The following is a 9,454-nucleotide window of genomic DNA, read 5'->3' on the forward strand; positions in this document are numbered from 1 at the left end:
CCCTTCGCCCTACGCCCGCGGCCCTAGGCGGAAGCCGCCACAGGTCCGATACGCACGGTCACACCCCACCGGTACGGTGAGGCCATGAGTCACGGTCCACGGGCTGGCCTCGCGGCGGTGAGCGCCGCGCTCCTGGCCATGAGCAGGCACCTCGAAGTGCGCGACGTCCTCAAGACGATCGTCGCCTCGGCGCGCGACCTGCTCGACGCCGAGTACGCGGCCCTCGGCGTGCCCGACGACCACGGCGGCTTCGCCCAGTTCGTCGTCGACGGCGTCAGCGACGCGCAGTGGAAGGCCATCGGCCCGCTGCCCCGCCAGCACGGCATCCTCGCCGCGATGCTGCGCGAGGCCCGCACCGAGCGCCTCGCCGACGTCCGCGACGACCCCCGCTTCGAGGGCTGGCCTGCCGCCCACCCCGACATGTCCGACTTCCTGGGCCTGCCCGTCAAGGACGGCGACGAGACGATCGGCGCCCTGTTCCTCGCGAACAAGAAGAGCGACAAGCCCCGGGGCGGCTGCGGCTTCACCCAGGAGGACGAGGAACTGCTCGGCATCCTCGCCCAGCACGCCGCGATCGCCCTCACCAACGCCCGCCTGTACGAGCGCAGCCGCGAGCTGACCATCGCCGAGGAGCGCTCCCGCCTCGCCCACGAACTGCACGACGCGGTCAGCCAGAAACTCTTCTCGCTGCGTCTGACGGCCCAGGCCGCCGCCAAGCTCGTCGACCGCGACCCGGACCGCGCCAAGGACGAGCTGCGGCACGTCGTGGAGCTGGCGGCGGAGGCGACCGACGAACTGCGCGCGGCCGTCGTGGAGCTGCGCCCCGCCGGTCTCGACGAGGACGGCCTGGTGGCGACGCTCCGCACCCAGATCCAGGTCCTCGACCGGGCGCACGGCGCGCACGTCACCTTCGGGACCGGCGGCATCCGCGCGCTGCCCGCCGCCCAGGAGGAGGCCGTCCTGCGCGTCGCCCAGGAAGCGCTCCACAACGCCCTGCGCCACTCGCAGGCCGAGCTGGTCGAGGTGACGCTGCACAAGCACGGCGCGGGCGCGGTGCTCCGCGTCACCGACGACGGCTCCGGCTTCGACCCGCGCGCGGTCCGCCGCGCGGGACGCCATCTGGGCCTGGTCTCCATGCGGGACAGGGCGAGCGGAGCCGGCGGCCGGCTCACCGTGGAATCGGAGCCCGGCAAGGGCACCACCGTCGAGATGGAGGTCCCCGGTGGCTGACGCGATCAAGGTCCTGCTGGTGGACGACCACCAGGTCGTGCGCCGCGGGCTGCGCACGTTCCTGGAGATCCAGGACGACATCGAGGTCGTCGGGGAGGCGGCCGACGGCGCCGAGGGCGTCGCCCGCGCCGAGGAGCTGCGGCCCGACGTCGTGCTCATGGACGTCAAGATGCCCGGCATGGACGGCGTCGAGGCGCTGCGCAGGCTCCGCGAACTGGCCAACCCGGCCAGGGTGCTGATCGTCACCAGCTTCACCGAGCAGCGCACGGTCGTGCCCGCACTGCGCGCCGGAGCCGCCGGATACGTGTACAAGGACGTGGACCCCGACGCCCTGGCCGGCGCCATCCGCTCCGTCCACGCGGGGCACATCCTGCTCCAGCCGGAGGTGGCGGACGCCCTGCTCTCCCAGGAGGAGAGCCACGGCGGGCAGGGCAGGGGCGGCTCCCTCACCGAGCGGGAGCGCGAGGTGCTCGGCCTGATCGCGGACGGCCGGTCGAACCGGGAGATCGCCCGCGCCCTGGTCCTCTCCGAGAAGACCGTCAAGACGCACGTGTCGAACATCCTGATGAAGCTCGATCTGGCGGACCGCACCCAGGCCGCGCTGTGGGCCGTGCGCCACGGCGCGGCGGGCTGAGGGCGCGCGCTCCGGCGCAGTACCGGACGGCGGACCGCACCACAAGGCGCACGGTTCCCTTCCGGTGTGAGATTCATACCGTCGTGTAGATGTCATCCGAATGGCGCATCCTGTCGGACCCCGCCGCGTTCTCCAGTGCGTGCTGCGGCGGCTGGCCGCGGTGATCCCAAGGAGGACTAGAAGTGAAGAACCTGAAGAAGGCCGCGGCTGTCACCCTCGTCGCCGGTGGGCTCGTCGCCGCCGGTGCCGGTCTCGCCTCCGCCACTGACGGTGCGCACGCCGACGGCAAGGCCGTGAAGTCCCCGGGCGTCGGCTCGGGCAACCTGGTCCAGGTCCCGGTCCACGTCCCGGTCAACGCCGTGGGCAACACCGTGTCCGTCATCGGCGCCCTGAACCCGGCCTTCGGGAACCACGGCTTCAACGGCTGACGGCTGACACAGCCTCACGGTCCTCAGGACCCGCGGCCCCCCGGGATGCGTCCCGGGGGGCCGCTCCGTCGTGCCCGGACCCGCGCGCCCGCGTTGATCCCATCGTCAGCTTATTGACCGGATCGGGCGCATCGCGGTCCCACCCCGTGTCGTCCCCGGGGCCCGCGCGTTTCGCAGCGTGCGCCTCCGCGGTTCGGGGGCGAACCGTACTTCTGGAGGAATTCTTCTCATGAGCATCGCCAAGAAGGCCGTCCTGGCCGTCGCCGTCGCCGGTATCGCTTCGGGCGCGTCCGCCGGAGCGGCCTTCGCCGACGCGAACGCCGACGGCGCGGCCACCCTGTCCCCGGGTGTCGTCTCCGGCAACCACGCCGAGGTCCCGGTCCACGTCCCGGTGAACGTCTCCGGCCTCTCGGCCAACGTCATCGGCGTCCTGAACCCCGCCTTCGGCAACGTCGCGTCGAACGTCTGACGTACACGCCCAGCAGGCACGGCGAGGCCCCGCGGACCAGGTCCGCGGGGCCTCGCCCGCCGCGGGGGGCGGACGGGGCCGCTCAGCCCCGCTCCCGCTCCTCCACGAACGCGTTGTACGCGGCCACCTGGGCCCGCCGGGCCGTCCGCTCGACCGGCCGCAGCGCCACCGCCCGCGCCCCCATCTCGGAAGCGCTCACGGCCCCGCCGTGCCCGCTCCCGTACGCCACCGAGATCAGCAGCCCGACCCGCTGGGCCAGCTCCAGCACCCGCACCGCCCGCGGCGGATACCCCGGGGCCAGCACCTCGCGCCCCCGCTCGGCCCGCGCCCGGTACGCGTCCACGGCCGCCTCGGCCACCGGACCCGACCCGGCCACGTCCAGCCGCGTCAGCACCTCGGTCGCGTCCCGCAGCGCCTCCGCCAGCTCCCGCTCGGCCTCGCCGAGGGACGGCACGTCGGCCGGCGGCGCCTCCCGCACGGCCAGGCAGTGCCACACCACCTCGACATGCACATCGCCGTCGGGCCCGGCCTCGTACACCTCCGGTACGAGCCCCAGCGCGGCCCCCCGGCAGACGACGGCCTCCTCGGCCTCCAGCGCCCGCGCGTTGAACTCGGGCGGCCCGCTGAGCCCCAGCGGATGCCCCGGCGCGGGCAGCGCGACCCGCAGCCCGGTCGCCCCCAGCGCGCGCAGCCTTCCCAGGGCGAGCGTCAGCCCGACGGGACCGCTCTCCCCTGGCACCCCCTCGACCCGGTGCACGGCGTCCTCGCCGACGATGGCGAGCACCGCGTCATCAGGTGCGACAAATCCGCCCAACAGGGCATTTCCCCAGGACGCCAGGCGTCCGGACCGTGGTTCCGACAGCATGCGCACCACCTTAGAAGCCCCGAGGAGCCCTCCGGGACGCGAAAACCGCAGCCGCGGGAAAGGACGGCCGCACCAGTGGCGTAGGTTTGTCTGGGGGCTGCGTCCAGGGGCGAATCAGCCGATCCGTCCGCGGACGCACGAGACAGCCGAGACTGCAATGGGAGATCACGCGCTCATGAGCGATGTACTGGAGCTGGAGGACGTATCCGTGGTCCGCGAGGGCCGGGCTCTGGTGGACCAGGTCTCCTGGTCGGTGAAGGAGGGGGAGCGCTGGGTCATCCTCGGGCCGAACGGCGCGGGCAAGACCACGCTCCTGAACGTCGCGTCCAGCTACCTCTACCCGAGCAACGGCACCGCCACGATCCTCGGCGAGACCCTCGGCCGGCCCGGCACCGACGTCTTCGAACTGCGCCCGCGCATCGGCATCGCCGGCATGGGCCTCGCCGAGAAGCTCCCCAAGCGCCAGACGGTCCTCCAGACCGTCCTGACGGCCGCGTACGGCATGACCGCCGGCTGGCAGGAGGAGTACGAGGACATCGACGAGCAGCGCGCCCGCGCGTTCCTCGACCGCCTCGGCATGAGCGACTTCCTGGACCGCAGGTTCGGCACCCTCTCCGAGGGAGAGCGCAAGCGCACCCTGATCGCCCGCGCCCTGATGACCGACCCCGAACTGCTGCTCCTGGACGAGCCCGCCGCGGGCCTCGACCTCGGCGGCCGCGAGGACCTGGTCCGCCGCCTGGGCCGCCTCGCGCGCGACCCGATCGCCCCCTCGATGATCATGGTCACGCACCACGTCGAGGAGATCGCCCCCGGCTTCACCCACGTCCTGATGATCCGCCAGGGCAAGGTCCTCGCCGCGGGCCCGCTGGAGCTGGAACTCACCTCCCGCAACCTCTCCAAGTGCTTCGGCCTCCCGCTGCTCGTCGAGCAGAAGAACGACCGCTGGACCGCCACCGGCCTGCCCCTCGGCTGACCGCGCCGCTCCACCGTGCGGGCCGGACGTCCCCTGTCCGCACGGCCGTCGGCGGAACTACCATGACCATGTGGCAGACATCGACGCATGGGTGTGGTGGCTGATCGCGGCGGCCGCACTCGGTATCCCGCTCGTCCTCACCGCCATGCCCGAATTCGGCATGCTGTCCCTGGGCGCCGTGGCCGGCGCCGTGACGGCCGGCCTGGGCGGCGGTGTGGTGCTCCAGGTCGTGGTCTTCGCCGTCGTCTCGTGCGCGCTCATCGCCGTCGTACGCCCCGTCGCCGCACGCCACCGCTCCCAGCGGCCCGAACTCGCCAGCGGCGTGGACGCCTTGAAGGGCAGACAGGCCGTGGTGGTCGAGCGCGTCGACGGCAGCGGCGGCGGACGCATCAAGCTCGGCGGCGAGATCTGGTCCGCCCGCGCGCTCGACGGCGACGCCGCGTTCGAACCCGGCCGCCAGGTCGACGTCGTCGACATCGAAGGGGCCACGGCGATCGTCATGTGAACCTCTCAGCACACCGCGAAGTGGCTGGAAGCAGCCACGACACCAGGGCTGTTCTGACAGACTCGACCAGCAAGATCCCATGATCTTCCGGCGGGACGTCGCCGGTCGAAGCCGGCACGAAGGGCACAGGAGACGCGATGTCAGCGATCATCATCGTCCTGATCATTCTGGTGGTGTTGGTCTTCATCGCCCTGATCAAGACCATCCAAGTCATTCCGCAGGCCAGCGCGGCCATCGTGGAGCGCTTCGGCCGCTACACGCGCACGCTCAACGCGGGCCTGAACATCGTCGTCCCCTTCATCGACTCCATCCGCAACCGCATCGACCTGCGTGAGCAGGTCGTGCCGTTCCCGCCCCAGCCGGTGATCACCCAGGACAACCTGGTGGTCAACATCGACACCGTCATCTACTACCAGGTGACGGACGCCCGCGCCGCGACCTACGAGGTGGCCAGCTACATCCAGGCCATCGAGCAGCTCACGGTCACCACGCTCCGCAACATCATCGGCGGCATGGACCTGGAGCGGACCCTGACCTCCCGCGAGGAGATCAACGCGGCCCTGCGCGGCGTCCTCGACGAGGCCACCGGCAAGTGGGGCATCCGCGTCAACCGCGTCGAGCTCAAGGCGATCGAGCCGCCGACCTCCATCCAGGACTCGATGGAGAAGCAGATGCGCGCCGACCGTGACAAGCGCGCCGCGATCCTCACCGCGGAGGGCATCCGCCAGTCCCAGATCCTTACGGCCGAGGGCGAGAAGCAGTCGGCGATCCTGCGCGCCGAGGGTGAGGCGAAGGCGGCGGCCCTGCGCGCCGAGGGCGAGGCCCAGGCGGTCCGTACGGTCTTCGAGGCCATCCACGCCGGGGACCCGGACCAGAAGCTCCTCTCGTACCAGTACCTCCAGATGCTCCCGAAGATCGCCGAGGGCGATGCCAACAAGCTCTGGATCGTCCCCAGCGAGATCGGCGACGCCCTCAAGGGCCTGTCGGGCGCGATCGGCAACTTCGGCCCGATGGGCGGTCCGAGCCCGGCCCCGGCCGCCGGCAAGGAGCGCCGCGAGCAGCCCCCGATCGACTGACGGCCACGGCGTACGGCGAGGGGGGTCCCGCAGCCCGAGGCTGCGGGACCCCCCTCGCCGTACGCCTATGCGGCGGCCCGCTGACCGCGCTGGTTCAGCCAGTCCGGCAGCACGTCGCCGGAACCGAGCGACAGCAGCATCGCGTCGGCGGGCGTCGGCTCGAACGGCTCCCGCAGCAGCGGCATCCCGGCCTGCTCCGGCGTCCGGTCCGCCTTGCGGTGGTTGTCCTCGGCACAGGAGGCGACGGTATTGAGCCAGGAGTCGGCCCCACCCCGGGAGCGCGGCACGACGTGGTCCACGGTCGTCGCCCGCTTCCCGCAGTACGCGCACCGGTGCTGGTCCCTGATGAGCACGCCCCGCCTCGACCAGGGCGCGCGTCTTCGGAACGGCACCCGCACGTACCGGCACAGCCTGATCACCCGCGGTACGGGCATCTCGATCGCGGCACCGCGCATGCGCAGGTCGGGATGGGCCTGCTCGACGACGGCCTTGTCCGTCAGGACCAGCACCACCGCTCGGTTGAGCGTCACCGTCGAGAGCGGCTCGAAGCTCGCGTTCAGCACCAGTGTGTCCCGCATCCTGCCCACCTCCCGTGCGCACCGGATCACCCCTCGGCGTCCGTGCGTCAACTCTGGCCGTGCACGCCGAGATGGACAACGCAATAAAAAAATGCCCGCCCCTGATCAATTCCAAGACCAGGGGCGGGCAAACGTTCCGTGAACGCCTACTCGTCCCGACTTTCGGCGGGAGCGGCGTACTCGGCGATCACCTGGGCACGCGCGAGCGTGTGGAAGCGCAGGTTGAAGCCCACGAAGGCGGGCGAACCGTCGGAGTCGGGCCCCAGCTTCTCCTCGTCCACGGCGTACACCGTGAACACGTACCGGTGGGCCGGGTCGCCGGCGGGCGGCGCCGCGCCGCCGAACTCCTTGCTCCCGTAGTCGTTGCGCACCTGGACGGCGCCTTCGGGAAGCCCCTCGAACTTTCCGGTGCCGGCGCCCGTCGGCAGCTCGGTCACCGAGACCGGGATGTCGAAGACGGACCAGTGCCAGAACCCGCTGCCCGTCGGCGCGTCCGGGTCGAAGCAGGACACCGCGAAGCTCTTGGTGCCGGCCGGGAAACCCTCCCACCGCAGATGCGGCGAGGTGTTCCCCTCCGCGTAGACCTGCGCGTCGTCGAGCACCCCACCCGCCGAGAAGTCGTCGCTCACCACGGTGAAGGACGGCACCTGCGGATGGAAGTCGTGAGGCAGCGGAGCACGCCCGGGCTGCTCGCTCACAACGTCACCTCCTTGTTGGACGAGTCTTCAGAGACAGACAAACCCTAGAACCAGTTCCGCTTGCTGCCGACCTCGGACAGCCACTGGTGCAGGTACGCCGACCAGTCGGTGCCCTGGAAGTCGTGGTGGCCGACGACGAACGACCGGAACGTGTCGCTGCCCTCGCTGAACAGCCCCGGCTTCTTGTCCATCTCCAGGACGACGTCCATCTCCCGGTCGTCGGCGACGAAGCTCAGCTCGACCTGGTTGAGCCCCCGGTACTGCTGCGGCGGGTAGAACTCGATCTCCTGGTAGAACGGCAGCTTCTGCCGCGTGCCCCGGATGTGCCCGCGCTCCATGTCGGCGCTCTTGAAGCGGAACCCGAGCCCGATGAAGGCGTCGAGGATCGCCTGCTGCGCCGGCAGCGGGTGCACGCTGATCGGGTCGAGGTCGCCGGAGTCGACGGCCCGCGCGATCGCCAGCTCGGTGGTCACCCCGATGCTCATGCCGCGCAGCTGCTGTCCGTCGATGGTGGTGACGGGCGTCTCCCAGGGGATCTCCAGGCCGAACGGCACCGCGTGCACCGCGTTGGCCTGAAGGGTGAAGGCACCGCCGAGCCGCGTCTTGGTGAACTCGATGTTCTGCTTGGTCTCCTGGTCCCCGCTCTCGACCTCGACCCGCGCCTGCAATCCGACCGAGAGCCCCTCGATCTCCTGCTCGACGGAACCGCCCTGGATCCGCACCTCACCCTGGACGACACCGCCGGGTACGACATTGGGCTCGATGAGCTCGGTCTCCACAGAGGCCCCGCCCGCACCAAGACTCGCCAACAGCCGCTTGAACCCCATGTCCCGATTCCCTCCGTACGCGTACGCGCGCTAGACGACGACAACACTGCTTCGTACTGCTTCGTACTGGTCACTACGAACGCGATACACCCGCGCCCGGTTCCGCACGTGCCCACGCCGCCCGCTCCGTTACCCTCGGACGGCATGATCGCGGCCCCTGACCGTACGCCCCTGCCCCGTGACTTCTTCGCCCGACCTGTCCTGGACGTCGCACCCGACCTCCTCGGACGCGTCCTGGTCCGCCGTACCCCGGACGGCCCGGTGGAACTCCGCATCACGGAGGTCGAGGCGTACGACGGCGAGAACGACCCCGGCTCCCACGCCTTCCGAGGCCGCACGGCCCGCAACAGCGTGATGTTCGGCGAGCCCGGACACGTGTACGTCTACTTCACCTACGGCATGTGGCACTGCATGAACCTCGTCTGCGGCGAGGAGGGCCGGGCCAGTGCCGTCCTGCTCCGCGCCGGCGAGATCACGCGGGGCGCCGAGTCCGCCCGGAAGCGCCGACTCTCGGCCCGCAACGACAGGGAACTGGCCAAAGGTCCGGCCCGGTTGGCGACGGCCCTGGACGTGGACCGCTCCCTCGATGGCATCGACGCCTGCGCCGGCCCCGACGCGCCCCTGTCCCTGCTCCACGGCACCACCACCCCCGCCGACCAGGTACGGAGCGGCCCGCGCACCGGAGTCTCGGGCCCCGGGGGCGTCCACCCGTGGCGCTTCTGGATCTCCGACGACCCGACGGTCAGCCCTTATCGGCCGCATACTCCGCGCCGACGAGCTTGACGCGCCCTTGCGCGATCCGTAATGTGGCCCGAGCCGCTTGAACGGGTACGGCGTTCAGCAAGCATCCGAGAGCGGCCAAACCACTACCTACGACTTCCCCTGGCGGGGTCTCTTCGGCGTGCTTGCATGTCGAAATTCAGGCCCCTGGAACTCGATTATGAGTCGCCGAGGAAATCCGCTAACGTAGTGGACACGCCGAAAGGCAAAGGCCCTCCAACGGCCACCGGAAACAAACTCCGAACCGGAAACGGAACGGAAAAAGGATCTGGTAAGGTTGGAAACACGAAAGACCAAAGGGAAGCGCCCGGAGGAAAGCCCGAGAGGGTGAGTACAAAGGAAGCGTCCGTTCCTTGAGAACTCAACAGCGTGCCAAAAATCAACGCCAGAT

General features: G+C 70.7%; 13 protein-coding genes. 8 read left to right on the plus strand and 5 right to left on the minus strand.

What is annotated here, in order from left to right; translation table 11 throughout:
- Positions 1–84 precede the first annotated feature (84 nt).
- The 4 genes from ACIP5K_RS10415 to ACIP5K_RS10430 all read left to right on the plus strand — a co-directional run bounded on the left by ACIP5K_RS10415 (position 85) and on the right by ACIP5K_RS10430 (position 2,761).
- Positions 85–1,230 (plus strand): GAF domain-containing sensor histidine kinase, encoded by a 1,146-nt coding sequence (locus ACIP5K_RS10415; RefSeq protein ID WP_401407485.1) that lies wholly within the window; start codon positions 85–87, stop codon positions 1,228–1,230.
- The gene (locus ACIP5K_RS10420) at positions 1,223–1,864 is read left to right on the plus strand and encodes a response regulator (protein ID WP_401407486.1); all 642 of its coding nucleotides are present in this window, start codon (positions 1,223–1,225) and stop codon (positions 1,862–1,864) included. Before ACIP5K_RS10415 ends, ACIP5K_RS10420 begins: the two co-directional genes overlap by 8 nt.
- Before the next feature lie 182 nt (positions 1,865–2,046).
- The gene (locus tag ACIP5K_RS10425; protein WP_401407488.1) at positions 2,047–2,292 is read left to right on the plus strand and encodes a chaplin; all 246 of its coding nucleotides are present in this window, start codon (positions 2,047–2,049) and stop codon (positions 2,290–2,292) included.
- Between the two features lie 229 nt (positions 2,293–2,521).
- Positions 2,522–2,761 (plus strand): chaplin, encoded by a 240-nt coding sequence (locus ACIP5K_RS10430; protein ID WP_401407490.1) that lies wholly within the window; start codon positions 2,522–2,524, stop codon positions 2,759–2,761.
- 82 nt (positions 2,762–2,843) lie between these two features.
- On the opposite strand, the gene ACIP5K_RS10435 is transcribed toward ACIP5K_RS10430, so the two are convergent.
- Complete coding sequence (locus ACIP5K_RS10435) at positions 2,844–3,626, minus strand: hypothetical protein (RefSeq protein WP_401407492.1); 783 nt, start codon at positions 3,624–3,626, stop codon at positions 2,844–2,846.
- Between the two features lie 175 nt (positions 3,627–3,801).
- Between ACIP5K_RS10435 and ACIP5K_RS10440 the strand changes: the two genes are divergently transcribed.
- The 3 genes from ACIP5K_RS10440 (at position 3,802) to ACIP5K_RS10450 (ending at position 6,180) form a co-directional block, all read left to right on the plus strand.
- On the plus strand, positions 3,802–4,599 hold the full coding sequence (locus ACIP5K_RS10440; protein WP_401407494.1) for an ABC transporter ATP-binding protein: 798 nt from the start codon (positions 3,802–3,804) through the stop codon (positions 4,597–4,599).
- A 70-nt stretch (positions 4,600–4,669) separates the two neighbouring features.
- Positions 4,670–5,104 carry an NfeD family protein gene (locus ACIP5K_RS10445; RefSeq protein ID WP_401407496.1) on the plus strand — a complete coding sequence of 145 codons (435 nt, stop codon included), beginning with the start codon at positions 4,670–4,672 and terminating at the stop codon, positions 5,102–5,104.
- Between the two features lie 137 nt (positions 5,105–5,241).
- A complete protein-coding gene (locus ACIP5K_RS10450; protein ID WP_401407498.1) occupies positions 5,242–6,180 on the plus strand; it encodes an SPFH domain-containing protein in 939 nt (312 codons plus the stop codon).
- Between the two features lie 65 nt (positions 6,181–6,245).
- On the opposite strand, the gene ACIP5K_RS10455 is transcribed toward ACIP5K_RS10450, so the two are convergent.
- The 3 genes from ACIP5K_RS10455 to ACIP5K_RS10465 all read right to left on the minus strand — a co-directional run bounded on the left by ACIP5K_RS10455 (position 6,246) and on the right by ACIP5K_RS10465 (position 8,283).
- Positions 6,246–6,758, minus strand: coding sequence for an HNH endonuclease (locus ACIP5K_RS10455; protein ID WP_401407500.1), 513 nt, complete (start codon positions 6,756–6,758; stop codon positions 6,246–6,248).
- A 146-nt stretch (positions 6,759–6,904) separates the two neighbouring features.
- Positions 6,905–7,456 carry a YbhB/YbcL family Raf kinase inhibitor-like protein gene (locus ACIP5K_RS10460; protein WP_401407502.1) on the minus strand — a complete coding sequence of 184 codons (552 nt, stop codon included), beginning with the start codon at positions 7,454–7,456 and terminating at the stop codon, positions 6,905–6,907.
- A gap of 44 nt (positions 7,457–7,500) precedes the next feature.
- The gene (locus ACIP5K_RS10465) at positions 7,501–8,283 is read right to left on the minus strand and encodes a sporulation protein (protein ID WP_401407504.1); all 783 of its coding nucleotides are present in this window, start codon (positions 8,281–8,283) and stop codon (positions 7,501–7,503) included.
- A 144-nt stretch (positions 8,284–8,427) separates the two neighbouring features.
- On the opposite strand from ACIP5K_RS10465, the gene ACIP5K_RS10470 reads away from it, so the two are divergent.
- A complete protein-coding gene (locus ACIP5K_RS10470; protein WP_401407506.1) occupies positions 8,428–9,066 on the plus strand; it encodes a DNA-3-methyladenine glycosylase in 639 nt (212 codons plus the stop codon).
- Positions 9,067–9,221: 155 nt separating this feature from the next.
- Here the strand turns inward: ACIP5K_RS10470 and ACIP5K_RS10475 are convergent.
- Positions 9,222–9,454 (minus strand): hypothetical protein (locus ACIP5K_RS10475; RefSeq protein ID WP_401407508.1); only part of this gene is annotated, 233 nt, incomplete at its 5' end.

The sequence above is a fragment of the Streptomyces sp. NPDC088785 genome, assembly GCF_044750685.1.
GTDB lineage: Bacteria > Actinomycetota > Actinomycetes > Streptomycetales > Streptomycetaceae > Streptomyces.

Coding starts and splice junctions, on each gene's coding strand:
- ACIP5K_RS10465 (WP_401407504.1), bottom strand. CDS start 8,283: ATGGGGTTCAAGCGGCTGTTGGCGAGTCTTGGTGCGGGCGGGGCCTCT.
- ACIP5K_RS10440 (WP_401407494.1), top strand. CDS start 3,802: ATGAGCGATGTACTGGAGCTGGAGGACGTATCCGTGGTCCGCGAGGGC.
- ACIP5K_RS10470 (WP_401407506.1), top strand. CDS start 8,428: ATGATCGCGGCCCCTGACCGTACGCCCCTGCCCCGTGACTTCTTCGCC.
- ACIP5K_RS10415 (WP_401407485.1), top strand. CDS start 85: ATGAGTCACGGTCCACGGGCTGGCCTCGCGGCGGTGAGCGCCGCGCTC.
- ACIP5K_RS10455 (WP_401407500.1), bottom strand. CDS start 6,758: ATGCGGGACACACTGGTGCTGAACGCGAGCTTCGAGCCGCTCTCGACG.
- ACIP5K_RS10430 (WP_401407490.1), top strand. CDS start 2,522: ATGAGCATCGCCAAGAAGGCCGTCCTGGCCGTCGCCGTCGCCGGTATC.
- ACIP5K_RS10435 (WP_401407492.1), bottom strand. CDS start 3,626: ATGCTGTCGGAACCACGGTCCGGACGCCTGGCGTCCTGGGGAAATGCC.
- ACIP5K_RS10450 (WP_401407498.1), top strand. CDS start 5,242: ATGTCAGCGATCATCATCGTCCTGATCATTCTGGTGGTGTTGGTCTTC.